Here is a 15397-nt window from a genome sequence, read left to right on the forward strand (position 1 = left end):
TCGGAAGTGCACACATGACCCCTTACCGTCTTCTACCCGCTTTTGTGTTCCTCGCGACAGTCATCGCCGGGGCAGAATCATTTGCACAGCGGACACCGTCCGGGGAACTTGATTTGCTTCGCAACGACGAAGTGCGGCAGGAGCTGGGGCTTTCCGAATTGCAGGTCGAGAAACTGACCGAGATACAGAAGGGGGCAACTCCCGGTACCGAGTTCTTCGCTCCATACCTGGAACGCATGAAAGGCAAGCCTCCCGAGGAAGCGGCGAAAATCAGAGAAGAGCTGAATGCCGCGGTGGCGGTGGAACGCGTGAAGTTTCAGGAACGCGCTGCTGACGTGCTGACGGATCCACAGCGGAAAGCACTGAGGGCCGCCTATATCAGCCGCGCTGGAATACGGGCTCTGGGCGATTCGCGGGTTGCTCAGGATCTTGGTTTGAGCGACGAACAGAAAACGCAGATCACAACACTTCTTGAAGAACGCCGGGTGGCCTCTCGAAATTCGGGTTCGACCGACGAAGAGCGAGACAAGTTCGAGCAGGACTGGGCCACTAAAATACTTGCAGGATTGACGCCGGAACAGAAGACCCAGTGGGAGAATCAGTCGAAGCCCTCGACGAATCTTGCTTCTGCGCCGGGCACGATTGCGCCGGGGGCTGGCGGAACCGGTACTTCGGGCACGGTTGTCGGCGATGTACCTCCGGAGGGAGCTCAGGTGGTGTCGAGCTTTGGTGCCGATGTTGAAATGTCCGACGGGCGAACCGTTGTGGACAAATTCCGGTTCAATTTCGCTTACGCACCCTGGGAACAGGTACTGAAAGACTTTGCTGCTGCGGCCGGGTACACGCTCGATTTGAATGTGACTCCCCCTGGGACGCTCAGCCATCAGGACGACAACGTTTATTCGGCCAGAGAGACTCTGGATATCATGAACGGATACCTACTGCGTAAAGGATTCGCCCTCGTCCTGAAGGATGGTTTTCTGGTCTGTCTGGATGCAAGAAAAGGTGGCATTCCTCCGACGCTGGTTCCGGATGTGACGCTGGAAGAACTGGAAAAGGTTGGAGATCACGAGATCGTCAGGATTGAAGTACCTGTTTCCAACGTTGATGTCGGAGTCATGGCGCAGGAAGTGGAAACTTTGCTGGGGCCAATCGGCAAGATGTCCGCTTTCACTCAAACAGGCACGTTGTTCATTACAGATGCTGGCGACAACTTGCGTCGGATCACGCGTTTCATCCGGAATGCAATGGAGAAAGACCGGCCCGACGATGCCCTGTTCAAGGTGTATTCGCTGCGAAATCTGCCAGCGGAAGAAGCGGAGTTCATGTTACTGGCTCAGTTCGGGATGCGTCAGGGGGCCGTGAATGTCAGCGCTTCGAATGATGATCGAAGCCGCTCGCGCTCCTCGAGCACACCGGCCCCGACACTGGCTTTGCAGGTCTATTCCGACACGCGGACCAACAGTCTGATGGTGACCGGTACAGCAAAGCAGCAAAAGCTGGTGGAAGAAATTATCAAGGCGATCGACGTTCCTGAGAATCCGGAGATGGCCCAGTTTCGGTCATCGGGACCGTATCTTCGAGTCTACTCCGTGACGGGTGTTGATGCCCGAGAGATCACAAAGAGTCTGGATGCCATGATGCCGGGTGTGGTCGTGAACGAAGACGGTCGAGCGGGCCGCATTCACATTTGGGCCACCGCGAAGCAGCATGAACAGATTGAAGAGTGGATCCGACAATTCGATGGGGGTGGTGGTTCCGGATCGGTCGCTGTGATTCCGTTGTTGAAGATGGACCCATTGTCCGCGGCCGCGACGCTGCGATCATTGTTTCTCAGTGACGGAGCGGACGCTCCAACGATTGAAACCGACCTCTATACTCGCGTTTTGATTATTCGCGGTTCAGCAGAGCAGGTGACACAGATCAAAACTGTACTTGCTCAGCTTGGCGAAGACGGTACAGGTCAGCGGAATGCGGGCGACGGTGGACCGATCAGACGCTATAGCCTGATGGGACGTGATCCGAAGGAGTTTCTTGACTTCCTGCAGAATCAATGGAAGTCGTCGGAACCCAATACAATTCGTGTTGTGATCCCACGACAGTCAGGACCGATTCGGGAACTGAAAACTCCATCAGGCCCGCTCCCCGGCTCTGAACCGCCGGCAAACAACGCTGCTCCGGACGGGGATGCCACGACGATGCAGTCCCGGTCTCCACGTTCTGGCTGGGTAGCCACCGGACTGCAGCAGACGGATGCGGGACAGGTACAGAACAACGCAAGTGCGGGAGAAATTCAGCCGGAGACGACAAATCCATACGTTGGGGAAGACATCCGGATTCTGGTCAACGGTGACGAGTTGATTCTGATGTCCAACGATGAAGCGGCTCTGGATCGTGTGGAATCGATGATGGATATTCTGCAGCAGACACTCCCGTATCGAACCACCTGGACGGTGTTCTATTTGCAGGCTTCGGACGCAACAGAGACAGCAGCGATGCTGGAGCAACTCTTCCCGAACACGTCCGTCTCCAGCACATCATCCAGTTCCGGATTCAGCTTCGGAGCCATGTTTCAGCCGGTGACCGATGCCGTATCGAACATGACAGGGCTGTCCGGGTTGAGCAATTCTCCCCAGGCACTGCGTATCATTCCTGATATCCGTTCCAACTCCCTTTTTGTTACGGGCCCCGAAATGGTCATTCAGGAAATGGAACAAGTGCTGCGAGTGCTTGATTCCAATGAAATTCCAGAGTCGCTTCGGGACATGCAGCCACGCTCAATCATCGTCCAGTACGCCGATATCGACGAAGTCGCAAAAATTGTAAATGACGTCTTCAAGACCTACACAGAGGCCCCGGCTGGTCGCCAGCAGCAGAACAATCCGTTTGCGGCGTTAATGGGTGGGGGCGGAGGTCGAGGCAATGAGGCTGCCGCACAAGTGCGAATGACCATCGGAGTTGATCGGCAAACGAGCACATTGATTGTCTCCTCCAGCGAATCGATTTTTAATCAGGTGAAACAAGTCGTGGATGGACTGGATGAGTCCGCCTACGCCGCGAACCGAAGTATTCGAATCGTGCCGCTGAAAAACGCAGACCCTGCTGTTGTTCAGCAGTCACTGAGTTCCCTCTTTCCGCGCGTCTCGGCCAGCACAACGTCTTCCACCAGCGGTGGATCGTCATCCAGTTCGGGCTCACCGGGCAATGGCGAACGTCCGCCCGGAAGCTCAAACCAGCAGGATGCTTTTCAGCAGATGATGCAGGAGAGAATGCGGCAGCAATTCGGTGGCGGCACCAGCGGTCGCCCATCGGGGGGAAGCACGGGCGGACGGCCCTCTTTTGGTGGCAGCAGCGGGCGAGGCGGATTCCCTAGCTTTGGCGGTCGTGGAGGTCGATGATCCACAGTCCGTTGCATTCACGATATTCGTCTGTCGAATATGACTCTCCGAACGTTTCAACAATCCATCTGAAAAATCACCATGGATCTCGGTCAGCTGTTAATTCGAGAAGGTCTGGTCACCCCGGAGCAGGTTAGTCTGGCTCGCGAAACTCAGGCGGGTGTGCGCATTGATCAGGCGCTGATCAAGATGGGTGTGGTAACGGAAGATGCCGTGCTTCGCGCCGCCGCGGAAGAATTCGGGATGGAATATGTGGACCTGAAAGATGTGGAGATCGACACGGAGTTGCTCGCCACATTTCCGACGTCCTCAATCTACCGACATTCGTTGCTGCCTCTTTACAGAGAGAATGGCCACGTGGTGGTCGCAACGGGGGATCCGCTGAGTCTGGAGGGGCTCGACGAGCTCAGCACCGTGACAGGTTTACGTCTGGAACCTGTGCTGACGCGGAGCGGGGAACTTGGCAACCGGATCAACGAACTGTTGGGGGTCGGCGGAGATACGATCAACCAGCTGGTGCGCCGACGAAGCGAAGAAGGGATCGAACTGCTCGAAGAAATCGAAGAAGATTTCGGCGAGCTGGCCGAAGGTGCTCAGGCGCCGTCTGTCATACGGCTGGTCAATGAACTGCTGATGGAAGCCGTCAAACAGCAGACGAGCGATATCCATATCGAGCCGCAGGAAAACGGTCTCCGGGTACGTTACCGAATGGATGGTCTGCTTCGGGTCCAGCCTGTCCCTCAGGAGATCTTTCATTTCTATTCGGCCATCGTTACGCGACTCAAAATTATGTCGCACCTGAACATCGCTGAGAAACGCCTGCCTCAGGACGGACGAATCAAACTTCGCGTCGCCGGACGTGAAGTGGATGTGCGTGTTTCCATCATTCCTATGCTGCACGGCGAAGGCGTGGTGATGCGTCTGCTTGACAAAGCTCGCATGAAATTCGACCTCAAGAATGTCGGTATGCCGCCGACCTGCATGGGGATTTTTCGGCAGCTGATCGATATGCCTCACGGGATCGTGCTGGTAACAGGACCCACCGGCAGTGGTAAGTCAACAACGCTTTACAGCGCTCTGAATGAGATCAAGGACCCGGCGACCAAAATTATTACCGTCGAAGATCCTGTTGAATATCACATGGATGGGATCAGCCAGATTCAGGTGCACAGCCGAATCGGGCTGACGTTTGCCGCTGCACTCCGGAGCATACTGCGACACGACCCGGACGTGGTGCTTATCGGGGAAATTCGAGACGGCGAAACAGCCCAGAGTGCGATTCAGGCGTCGCTCACCGGGCATCTGGTTTTCAGTACGCTGCATACGAACGATGCCCCCAGCGCTTTCACTCGACTTGTGGACATGGGTGTCGAACCGTACCTGGTGGCAAGCACTGTCGAAGGAGTTCTGGCCCAGCGACTCGTGCGCCGTCTCTGTCCGCATTGCAGAAAACAAACTCCGATTGACAAAGTTGACATCCCTGTCGATTTCCCGGAGCCGCGACCTGACTTCGTCTACGAGCCTGCAGGGTGTCGGGAATGTCGTGACACAGGGTACAGCGGACGAATTGGAGTATTTGAACTGCTTCGAACTGACCCCACCATTCAGCGAATGTGTGCAGAACAACGCAGTAGCACTGACATTCGTGACTACGCCCTGACTGCAGGTATGACGACGCTTCGGTCAAGTGGATGGGAACAAGTCATGGCTGGCGTCACCAGCGTTGATGAAGTCGTTCGAATTACCCGTGGGGACATCGTGGCCTGACTTGCATCCGGTCAGGTTAACCTGCGGCCGGACTCGGACGTGGGATTGATGGACATCAACTGACGAAACGCGTTTCTGCTGAACAATCATGCCCGATTTTGAATATATCGCTCGAGAACTCTCCGGGAAGCAGGTAACAGGGACCCTGTCGGCTTCAACGGAACAGGATGCTTTGACTGCACTGGCAGGCCGAAGTCTGTTTCCGGTGCGAGTCAGTTTGTCCGAAGGTTCAAAGAAGCAGGCGGCGACAGGAAGTAAACGCGTCGGACTTCGACATCTGACCGTTTTTTACAACCAGCTGGCCGATCTGCTGCGTTCCGGCGTACCCCTGCTGCGGTCTCTGCAGTTGCTGGAAGACCAGACTTCCAATCCATCGCTTCGATATGTCATTCAGGATGTTCGGGAGCAGGTTGCGGACGGAACACGGCTGAATGACGCGATGCGGCGTCATCCCAAAGCGTTCAACTATCTGACAGTCAGTATGGTAAAAGCTGGCGAAGAGGGTGGATTCCTGGAGGAGGTGCTCGCTCGAATTGCCATGTTCAATGATCATCAGGAAGAGCTTCGCGGACGGGTCACAGGTGCGATGATCTACCCGGTATTCCTGATGACAATTGGCTCGGCCATCGTTTCCGTCATGATGATTTGGTTTGTGCCGCAGTTCGCTGAAATATTTAAGACCATGCGAGAAAAAGGGACGCTGCCAGGGGCTACGACGGCGTTACTTTCCATCAGCGACTTCCTGCAGCAATGGTGGATCCTAATGGCCATCGTGCTGATCGGCAGCGTTGCAGGGCTGATTGTCTACAGCGGGACGGAAGAAGGCAGCCGCAATATGGATCGCTGGAAATTGAAGCTCCCCGGGCTGGGGGGGATTCTTCAGAGTTTGGCCGTTGCCCGTTTCTGCCGCATGCTCGGAACCCTTCTGAAAAATGGCGTCCCAATTTTGCAGTCACTTCGCATTGCGAAAGATGCCAGCGGCAACATTGTTCTGGCGGAGGCGATTGGAAATGCCGCTGACAATGTAAGTAGTGGTCAGTCGCTGGCCGTGCCGCTGCGAGCCAGTGGGCAATTTTCGCGGGAACTGGTAGAGATGATCGCTGTCGGTGAAGAGTCCAACAATCTGGAGAACGTGCTGATTGGCGTCGCGGACAACATGGAAAAACGTACCAGCCGCAGGATTGATATGGTTGTTCGTATGCTGGAACCGATTCTCCTGCTGATCATGGCGGCTGTCGTGACCTTCGTAATTGCCGCTTTGCTTCTTCCGGTTCTGAACATGTCCCAGAATGCCTGATTGAGGTGTCGCGTTCGAGTGAAGCCACCTCCCTTTTGCTGATTCACTGCGTCGAAAAGATGACCCGGTTTTTGGTGCATCTCGTTCTGTAACTCCGACAAATCACAGACAAAATCGAAGAATTTGGCGATCTGAACGATATCCCCGGTAGCGTCCGGGGTTTGAAAAAGAGTGCTATCACTCCGGACAAGTTATTTCACCTCCTACCCACCCCGGCTAACCTACCTCAGTCGTTCAGTGTCGAGTCGGATTTCTGTATTCGCGTCGTGACTGAGCCCAATAACAATTTTCTTCGGAAACAACGGATTAGAGAGTCATGAAGAAGTCATCGATTCGAAGTGCAGCGGCTCCGCAAAGAAGCCGCAGCGCCTTCACGCTTTTAGAACTGCTGATTGTACTGGCGATCATTCTGGTCATTGCCGCCATGGTTGTTCCCAACCTCGTCACCAGTCAGGGCGAAGCCATGATCAAGGTTGCAAAGGCCAACATCAAGTCTCTCGAAGATGTTGCCAAGCGATACGCAGTTGACCATGACGCCAGCTATTATATTGGCAGCGGACAGGACGCGTGGAACGAGTTTATGGCCCCACAGCCTTATCGGGATCGTCAACTGAAGCCATATTTTGAAGACATCCCTCTGGATCCATGGGGTAATCTTTACGGGTATGAATGGGACGGAACAGGGCACAGCAAAGTCTCCAATGCTGCAAAGCCGGCGATCTGGTCGTTCGGTCCGAATAAGCAGGACGATGGTGGCAGTGGCGACGACATTAACAACTGGACGACAAGTGCCGCCCAGTAAGATTCAATCGGCCGGAATCTGGCCAGCCTGATCTGACTGAACCCGTGGTGACATTTGCCAACGCTGGCAAAGTGGCCACGGGTTCCGTATGTCTCGGGACGTGCCATCGAAACTGCGGCCATCAGAGCATCAATCGACACAGCGGAATGAAAAGAAAAGCATCCCAACTCGTCGTTCTGCAGCCGTCCGGCTTCTCCCTGATGGAGCTGATGATTGTGATGGCGTTGATTGTGATTGTTGCCGGCCTCGCTGCACCAAACCTGATCGAACGCATGAAAGGCAACCGAGTCTACAGTGCGGCGGATCAGGTTCGCGAAGTTCTTTCCGAAGCTCGAACTTACGCCATCGATTCCGGCATCGACTATCAGTTTCGCTACGAGCCTCAGGGGCAGTTCTTCGTCATTCTTCCCACCGAGCAGGAACCCTCGACGTCCAATTCAGTGAGCACGGGATCGGAAACGTCGGAGTATATGCGTCTGTCGGGACAGCTGGACGAGGATCTCCTGATCCAGCCGATGCCGGACGAATCGGACACCATAGAACGACTGGAGCCACTTTGGTTTGGCGGACTTCCGGATGCTGGAACTCTTGCAACTAAAAGCTGGTCATCGCCGATCTATTTTCGTTTCGATGGCAGTGCCACAGATCGCAGGTTTCGCGTGACGGATCCGGATGGCAGAACATCCGAATTGTCTGTCCGTGGACTCACCGGTGCAGTGCGAATGACTCCTGTTTATCAGGAGGCACAGCAATGATGCGATTAACCCGTCCAGCATACCAAACGCGACCTCGTGGCGAAGTATGGGTCACGCCTGAAACGCCCACTGAAAAACGTCGTGACGTGGGACGCCGCGGTGGAATCACTTTGCTCGAAGTCTTGATCGCGACCGTGATTTTCATGAGTTCTCTGGCCGTTATTCTCCAGTTGCTGAAGGTTGGACAGGATTCGGAATTGATGTCGCGGCTTCAGGCTGAAGCCATTATGCGATGCGAAGCCAAGATGGCCGAAGTCCTCTGCGGGGCACAGGAGTTGACGTCAGCCACCGACGAGACTTTTCCGGATAATGAAGCATCGGGTACCTGGAAATGGAGTCTTGAGAGTCTGCCAACCAGCACGACCGGCCTGCTGCAGGTGACAGTGCAGGTGAAGTACGTTGTCGGAGATGATGCTGTGGCTTCGTTTCGTCTGCATCGCTACATGCGAGATCCACAGATCTTTATCGACGCCGCTCTCTCAACTTCGGAGTCTGATGGATGAAGACACCGACGAAGCCAGCAACCTTGTCGGGCAGATGCGACCCGGACAGGAATCTGCACCTCGCACCGCGAAAAGCGTTCACTTTGCTGGAAACAATTATCGCGATTGGATTGGTGTCCCTTTTGATGGCGGGCATTTATTCCGCCATGCAGATCTACTATCGCCTTCAGGTCGACAGTCATGACGATATCGAACGTGTTCAGATTGCACGCGTCCTGCTTCGACAAATCACCAGAGATATCCAGTCTGTGGTCTTTGAAGAGCAGGATTCAATAAGTGAGGAGGAGTCACTGGACGAATCTGAGGAAGCCACAGTTGTCGATCTCGAATCCTCCATGACAAGTTATACCAATGGCCTGGTCGGCACTGAGACCGATTTGTTGTTGTATATCAACCGTCCGGATCGTGAATTGAATTACGTCTCCTCACAGGAACTGGTTTCATTTTCTGATCGCAGCAGCGACCTGATGATTGTGCGCTACTTTATCGCACAAAGCGGAATGGGGGGGATTTCATCTCAGATTGCTGATCAGTATTCCACTGGTAACAGTTCAGATCCAGTGGGGCTGGTTCGTATGGCCGGTGACCTTTACGGGCTGAGCACTGCGATTCAGGAAGGCGATGAAAACGGTCAGATTTCCGCTGCAAAGCTTTTGGCACCGGAAGCCAGCGCGATCCGGTTCCAGTACTTTGATGGTTTGACGTGGCAGACAGAGTGGGACAGCAATCAACTGAACAGCATGCCCATCGCCATTGAAATTACATTGACTTTGATCACCGCCAACGATCAGGACGACGTAGCCAGCAAGCCCGACGACCCGTATGCCGCTGGTCCAACAACTCACAGGATGGTGGTGGCCGTTCCCGTTGCAGAGCCATTTGTTGCGGAGGCAGGATTATGATGCGAAGTGATTATTCCTGTGGGAATCGCATGGTCTCGCGGCGGGCGTTTATTCTGCTCGTTGTGACGGTGGTCGTTTCATTGCTGACGCTGGCGGCCTATACCTTCACTGGCACTATGCTTGTCGAAAATCAGGCGTCGATGATGTTCGGACGCGATGTCGAAGCTCGCATGATGGCTGAGTCTGCGATCGAGTTTGCCGCGATGAGAATTGCAGAGCATCAGGCTGATCCCTCCTCCGTCGATTTGTTCCACGATCCGCAGACGTTTCAGGGCGTTATGCTCGAAGAATCTCCTGTGCCCAGGGGGCAGGTAAGGTTCTCTGTTGTTGTACCGAATGACAGTTCGAATCTCAGTACCAACATGAGATTTGGCGTGCTGAGCGAGAACTCACGATTCAATCTGAACCGATTGCTCGAATTTGTCGACGACGAGGACGAAACGACGGACCCCTATCTGGCGTTATCCTATGTTCCGGGAATGACGGAAGATATTGCGGCAGCGATCGTGGACTGGATTGATAGCGACGACGAACGAAGCCTGGGCGGCGCGGAATCCGCCGACTACGAATTGCTGGCGATCCCGTATTCGGCCCGAAACGGCCCAATGGAATCCATCGATGAGCTACTAAAGATCCAGGGCGTTACCCCGGCCTTATTCTACGGTGAAGATGCCAACAGAAACGGAGTGCTTGACCCAAATGAAAACGACGGCGCGGCATCACTTCCACTCGACGACCAGGATGACGAACTGGATATTGGATGGCGAGAATACTTCACCGTTTCCAGTCGGGAACTGAACACAATGCCGGACGGAGCCGAACGGATTAATCTGAATCAGGGATTAATGACGGAATTGTTCGATGCCATTGAGCCGGATTATGGTGAAGAGGCGGCTCAGTTCGTTGTTGCGTATCGATTGTTCGGGAATGAAAATGCCAGTGCTGCGACACAGGCAAGCCTCACCGTTGCTCAGAAGGATGCGGCGACCGCCGTTGGTAAGGCTGTTACCGGAGGAGTGGAAGGAAGCGTGACTCGCGCGGGGCTCGATCTTACGCAGGTGGCAGGCTTCTCATTTCGCTCCATTTACGACCTGATCGACGCGGAAATTCCGGCAACTGTCAATGGGGGAATGACGACACTGATCAGCCCATGGACGTCTGAGAATGTATTGATCGATATGGCAGAACTGGAGCAGATCTTTACCTGGGTGGACGACGCTTACTTCGATGGCCGCGTGAACATTAACACGGCACCCCATCATGTGCTGATGGCGATTCCGGGTATGACAGAATCAATCGCTGATGCCATCATTGCAGCGCGACCGCAAATTTCAGCTGATGGATTTTCAAGAAATGTGATGGCCGTTCGAACAACGCCCGCCTGGATTCTGGCGGAAGGCATCGTTGATCTTGAGACGCTTCAGTTATTGGGCCCGTGGTTGACGACCGGCGGCGGGATCTATCGATTTCAGGCGGTTGGGCACTATGATCAGGGCGGCCCGAATACGCGACTCGAAGCGATGATTGACGCCACCCAAAGCCCGCCCAGAATCATCTTTCAACGGGATCTGACTTCTCTGGGACGAGGGTTTCATCCTTCGTACCTGACTCCCGGAGCGGAATTGTCACGCTGACTTCCGCGTAAGTTCGTTTCCGGCGACTCTGAACTGGCTGAACCGAATTCATTCGTCGCAGTTGTCCCGGGAGTCCGGGAATGCCACAAGCAGATTTGCCCGACATTTGCGGGCTCCGGTAGAACTCAGAACTCTCCAGGAAATTCGACAAGTTTGTAATACAGACCAGCTTGTTGTTGTTCCCGTGCGATCGTGGTTTGCAGCGTGTTGTCTTTCAGTTGTCCTGAGCAACCCTGGAAGATTTGACATCTTGAGTTCCCCGCCGTGACTTCCATGCCTACAATCCAGGGAACACTCCCATTGGGGAGGTCGTAGAACCGAGGATGCAAGTTTGGCCCCGAAGGATGAGAAACGTGAAGATTGCCCAGCTTTTCAAAGTGGGATTTTTGGTTGCTGCCGTTGGATGTGGTGGGACTTCTGACGAGTTTCAGGAGTACACCGAGGCTCCGTTGAGCGCTGCGACGGACATGCATGATCATGGCGAACACGCTGGCGTGCATGGTGGCCACATCATTGAGATCGGGGACGCTCATGCGGCCCATCTGGAAATGGTTTTCGACAAGGAAACCCGAGACATTAGTCTGTACTTCTACGGTGCAGAGGTGGGACAGGCCGTGGCTGCATCGGGCGTAGAGTTCGAAATTGAAGTTGGTGGCGAGGAGGTCAGTTTAGAGGTGAAAGCATCGCCTCTTGAAGGAGAAACTGAAGAATCCGCGTCGCGATACGTCGTATCGGGGACAACTCTTCCCAAAGAAATCACTTCGGAGGAACAGCTGGACGGCCACCTCCATGTGACAATTGGTGGTCAGGAGTACGCTCCATCGTTCCACGCTCATTCTCATGACGAGCATGATCACGACGGCCACGACCATGATCACGACGAGCATGACCACAAAGAAGGCGAAGCGGCTCATGGGGACGACCATGACCACGACCATGGTGATGACAAAAAGTAGTCGCGATAAACGAGAGTTACCGACTTCAGCTGGTGGCAGTTTTGTCTCGCCAGCAAACGTGTTTGTTTCAGGGAAGAAACATATGCCCGCCGCTGTTCTTCTGGTCGTTGTTACAGCGGCAGGCTTCGTTTTCCTGCAACCTCTTCCTTCGCCCCACGCTGCGCAATCCGTCCCTACGGTGCGTCCAGGCGTTGTGAAGTCGTTCCCGCATGACTCTCAGTCATTTTGTCAGGGACTGGTCTTTTACGATGGGAAGTTGATTGAAGGTACCGGCCAGTACAAACATTCGCGTTTGCGGTCCGTCTCCGTTGAAAGTGGAATTGCCGATATCGACGTGGCAATGGAGAACGAGATTTTCGGTGAAGGGGTGACCGTCTGGCAGGATAAGGTCATTCAACTGACATGGCAAAACGGGTACCTGCTGCTGTATGACGCTAAAACGCTTGAACGCAAGGCCTATCTCAAGTACTCCGATATCGACCCAACTCTACGCGAAGGCTGGGGAATCACTCAGGATGGCAGGCACCTGATTATCAGTGATGGCAGTGCAGAATTGAGGTTTGTCGATCCTGTCACATTCAGGATGACCCGAAAAATTACGGTCAGAAATGGTCGGCGATCAGTCAGGAACCTGAACGAACTGGAGTTTGTCGACGGTCAGATCTTTGCCAATATCTGGTATCAGGATCAGATCGCCCGGATTGATCCTCAGAGTGGCAATGTCGTTGGTTGGCTGGACCTGTCCGGGTTCAAGCCGAAGTCGATTCGCTTTAACCGGGAAGCCGTATTGAACGGCATTGCCTGGGATTCGAATGCCCGCCGCCTGTTCATCACCGGCAAACACTGGCCAACCCTGTACGAGATCTCTGTGCCTGGTTTGAATAAGTAAACCCGGTCACGTTACTACGCCTGTCCGAGATCCGTAGCCTGTCCTGCAGGCGTTATCAATACCGCAAACCGATGGTCAGCGTCGGCAAGTTGTCAAAACGGCAGGTGGAAGGGTTATTCTCAGGGCTGGCGTTGCAATCACGCAAATGTGCATCGCCGTAACTTCCTTGCTGGAATCGATTTACGCGGTAATTGAGTATTGTGGCACGTAATTAGCTACCCGCGGTCCGCTGTGGTTCTAACTCTGCAAAGTTGGCTGATATGCGTTTTTCGGACGCAGCCGACGGTTTGAAACAAACTTTTCAGTTGTTGTACAGGTCAGGAGAAAATCATGGCGAAGAAGGCTTCTTCAGGCGGCACCCGCATCGTGCCTTTAGGTGACCGCGTGGTGCTGAAGCGAGCCGAGGCGGAAGCAAAGACCGCTGGCGGGATCGTCCTGCCGGATTCTGCTCAGGGTAAACCTCAGCGTGGTGAAGTCGTTGCTGTCGGCGATGGTCATGTGAACGACAAGGGTGAACGTGTCGCTTTGGCCGTCAAAGAAGGCGATCGCGTTATCTTTAGTTCCTACGCCGGAGACGAAATCATTCTCGGCGACCAGACGTTTCTCCTGATGCGCGAAAGCGACATTCTGGCGACTATCTGAACACTCACATAAACATTTGAATCTGCATTTGAATTCGGATTTCTGGAGACAACGAATATGGCAAAGATGATTGCCTTTGATCAGGAAGCTCAGGAAGCCATGCGTCGCGGTGTCAGCAAGCTGGCCCGCGCTGTCAAGGTTACACTCGGCCCTCGTGGACGAAACGTCATTATCGAAAAGAGCTTTGGTTCACCGACGGTCACCAAGGACGGTGTAACTGTTGCTCGTGAAGTCGAACTTGCTGACAAGTTCGAAGATATGGGCGCTCGAATGGTTCGCGAAGTTGCGAGCAAGACCAGCGATGTTGCGGGGGACGGAACGACAACCGCGACCGTGATGGCTGAAGCGATCTACAACGAAGGTCTGAAAGCCGTTGTTGCAGGCGTCAGTCCGCTGGAAATGAAGCGGGGAATGGAAAAAGCTGTCAGCGACATTATCGATCAGCTTCGTGGTATGGCTGTGGAATGCCGAAGCCCGAAGTCGATTGCTCAGGTTGGGACTGTGGCAGCCAACGGCGACTCTGAAATCGGCCAGATCCTTTCAGATGCGATGGCACAGGTTGGCAAAGACGGTGTTATCACCGTTGAAGAAGGTAAGAGCCTGCACACAACCTTCGAGGTTGTCGAAGGTTTGCAATTCGATCGCGGTTACCTGTCACCTTACTTCGTGACAGACTCCGAAGGTATGGAATGCGTCCTGGAAGATGCCTACGTACTGATCCACGAGAAGAAGGTTTCCAACATTAAAGACCTTGTTCCAGTGCTGGAAAAGGTCGTTAATTCCGGCAAGCCTCTGCTGATCATCGCTGAGGACGTCGAAGGGGAAGCTCTGGCGACTCTTGTCATCAACAAGTTGCGAGGGACGTTCAAGATCGCCGCCGTGAAGGCACCGGGCTATGGCGACCGTCGCAAAGCCATGTTGCAGGACATCGCGATCATGGTCGGCGGAACGGCGATCTTCGAAGACCTTGGCGTGAAGCTCGAGAACATCGAACTGACCGACCTCGGAACAGCTCGCAAGATCGTAGTGGACAAAGACAACACCACGATCATCGAAGGTGGCGGCAAGAAGGCTGACATCAAGGCTCGTATTGAGCAGATCCGACGAGAACTGGAAAACAGCACCAGTGACTACGATCGCGAAAAGCTGGAAGAGCGAATCGCGAAGCTGGCTGGTGGTGTGGCTCAGGTCAATGTCGGTGCCGCCACTGAAAGCGAAATGAAGGAAAAGAAGGCTCGCGTTGAAGATGCATTGCATGCGACTCGTGCTGCTGTGGAAGAAGGAATTCTTCCGGGCGGCGGAGTAGCAATTCTGCGTGCCTCAACTGCAGTCAAACCAGGAAAGCTCAGCCATGATGAAAAGGTTGGCTATGACATTATCCTGCGAGCCTGCCGAGCACCGCTGACCCAGATTGCAAACAACGCTGGCGTTGACGGTGGAGTAATTTGTGAGAAGGTTGCCAACGGCGAAGGCAATTTCGGCTATAACGCAGCAACGGACAAGTTCGAAGACATGGTCAAGGCTGGGGTCATTGACCCAACCAAGGTCACGCGAACGGCCCTGCAGAACGCTGCGAGTGTTTCGACCCTGCTGCTGACCAGCGATGCTCTGATTGCTGAAAAGCCAAAGGATGACAAGAAGAAGTCCGCAGTGGCCGATGACATGTACTAATCGGTACGACCGATAACAGCGGATCTGCTGCATCACTGGAAGCCTCGGCGTCGAGAAACGTCGAGGCTTTCTTTTTTGGGCCACATGTGGGCAAAAACGGGACAACTTGCCTGTATTTCGGAGGCAAACCGTTCCTTCCTGGTTTGGGGCGTCATCAATACATGACTTTCCCCGGTCATGC

12 protein-coding genes are annotated in these 15397 nt (G+C 54.2%); all 12 read left to right on the plus strand.

Going from position 1 to position 15397, the window contains the following annotated elements:
- Positions 1-14 precede the first annotated feature (14 nt).
- The 12 genes from R3C20_16940 (at position 15) to groL (ending at position 15216) form a co-directional block, all read left to right on the plus strand.
- Positions 15-3398 carry a secretin N-terminal domain-containing protein gene (locus R3C20_16940; GenBank protein ID MEZ6042192.1) on the plus strand — a complete coding sequence of 1128 codons (3384 nt, stop codon included), beginning with the start codon at positions 15-17 and terminating at the stop codon, positions 3396-3398.
- Positions 3399-3479: 81 nt separating this feature from the next.
- Positions 3480-5165, plus strand: a complete 1686-nt coding sequence (locus tag R3C20_16945; GenBank protein MEZ6042193.1) for a GspE/PulE family protein — start codon at positions 3480-3482, stop codon at positions 5163-5165.
- An 88-nt stretch (positions 5166-5253) separates the two neighbouring features.
- The gene (locus R3C20_16950; GenBank protein ID MEZ6042194.1) at positions 5254-6462 is read left to right on the plus strand and encodes a type II secretion system F family protein; all 1209 of its coding nucleotides are present in this window, start codon (positions 5254-5256) and stop codon (positions 6460-6462) included.
- A 316-nt stretch (positions 6463-6778) separates the two neighbouring features.
- Positions 6779-7264, plus strand: coding sequence for a type II secretion system protein GspG (locus R3C20_16955; GenBank protein MEZ6042195.1), 486 nt, complete (start codon positions 6779-6781; stop codon positions 7262-7264).
- A gap of 146 nt (positions 7265-7410) precedes the next feature.
- Entirely contained in the window at positions 7411-8019 is a 609-nt protein-coding gene (locus R3C20_16960) for a prepilin-type N-terminal cleavage/methylation domain-containing protein (protein ID MEZ6042196.1), read from the plus strand.
- Positions 8016-8522, plus strand: coding sequence for a hypothetical protein (locus R3C20_16965; protein ID MEZ6042197.1), 507 nt, complete (start codon positions 8016-8018; stop codon positions 8520-8522). The genes R3C20_16960 and R3C20_16965 overlap by 4 nt, the downstream gene beginning before the upstream one ends.
- On the plus strand, positions 8519-9424 hold the full coding sequence (locus tag R3C20_16970) for a prepilin-type N-terminal cleavage/methylation domain-containing protein (protein MEZ6042198.1): 906 nt from the start codon (positions 8519-8521) through the stop codon (positions 9422-9424). The genes R3C20_16965 and R3C20_16970 overlap by 4 nt, the downstream gene beginning before the upstream one ends.
- Complete coding sequence (locus R3C20_16975) at positions 9421-11058, plus strand: type II secretion system protein GspK (protein ID MEZ6042199.1); 1638 nt, start codon at positions 9421-9423, stop codon at positions 11056-11058. The genes R3C20_16970 and R3C20_16975 overlap by 4 nt, the downstream gene beginning before the upstream one ends.
- A gap of 353 nt (positions 11059-11411) precedes the next feature.
- On the plus strand, positions 11412-12014 hold the full coding sequence (locus tag R3C20_16980; protein ID MEZ6042200.1) for a hypothetical protein: 603 nt from the start codon (positions 11412-11414) through the stop codon (positions 12012-12014).
- Entirely contained in the window at positions 11983-12903 is a 921-nt protein-coding gene (locus tag R3C20_16985; protein MEZ6042201.1) for a glutaminyl-peptide cyclotransferase, read from the plus strand. Before R3C20_16980 ends, R3C20_16985 begins: the two co-directional genes overlap by 32 nt.
- Before the next feature lie 330 nt (positions 12904-13233).
- Entirely contained in the window at positions 13234-13545 is a 312-nt protein-coding gene (groES, locus tag R3C20_16990; GenBank protein MEZ6042202.1) for a co-chaperone GroES, read from the plus strand.
- Between the two features lie 57 nt (positions 13546-13602).
- Positions 13603-15216 (plus strand): chaperonin GroEL, encoded by a 1614-nt coding sequence (groL, locus tag R3C20_16995; GenBank protein ID MEZ6042203.1) that lies wholly within the window; start codon positions 13603-13605, stop codon positions 15214-15216.
- The last annotated feature ends 181 nt before the right edge of the window (positions 15217-15397 follow it).

This window comes from Planctomycetaceae bacterium (genome assembly GCA_041398825.1).
In the GTDB taxonomy this organism is placed as follows: Bacteria; Planctomycetota; Planctomycetia; order Planctomycetales; family Planctomycetaceae; genus F1-80-MAGs062.

Bases quoted from the DNA above. Each gene is read 5' to 3' on its own strand.
- R3C20_16940 (MEZ6042192.1), top strand. From the start codon at position 15: ATGACCCCTTACCGTCTTCTACCCGCTTTTGTGTTCCTCGCGACAGTC.
- R3C20_16945 (MEZ6042193.1), top strand. From the start codon at position 3,480: ATGGATCTCGGTCAGCTGTTAATTCGAGAAGGTCTGGTCACCCCGGAG.
- R3C20_16950 (MEZ6042194.1), top strand. From the start codon at position 5,254: ATGCCCGATTTTGAATATATCGCTCGAGAACTCTCCGGGAAGCAGGTA.
- R3C20_16955 (MEZ6042195.1), top strand. From the start codon at position 6,779: ATGAAGAAGTCATCGATTCGAAGTGCAGCGGCTCCGCAAAGAAGCCGC.
- R3C20_16960 (MEZ6042196.1), top strand. From the start codon at position 7,411: ATGAAAAGAAAAGCATCCCAACTCGTCGTTCTGCAGCCGTCCGGCTTC.
- R3C20_16965 (MEZ6042197.1), top strand. From the start codon at position 8,016: ATGATGCGATTAACCCGTCCAGCATACCAAACGCGACCTCGTGGCGAA.
- R3C20_16970 (MEZ6042198.1), top strand. From the start codon at position 8,519: ATGAAGACACCGACGAAGCCAGCAACCTTGTCGGGCAGATGCGACCCG.
- R3C20_16975 (MEZ6042199.1), top strand. From the start codon at position 9,421: ATGATGCGAAGTGATTATTCCTGTGGGAATCGCATGGTCTCGCGGCGG.
- R3C20_16985 (MEZ6042201.1), top strand. From the start codon at position 11,983: ATGACCACGACCATGGTGATGACAAAAAGTAGTCGCGATAAACGAGAG.
- groES (MEZ6042202.1), top strand. From the start codon at position 13,234: ATGGCGAAGAAGGCTTCTTCAGGCGGCACCCGCATCGTGCCTTTAGGT.
- groL (MEZ6042203.1), top strand. From the start codon at position 13,603: ATGGCAAAGATGATTGCCTTTGATCAGGAAGCTCAGGAAGCCATGCGT.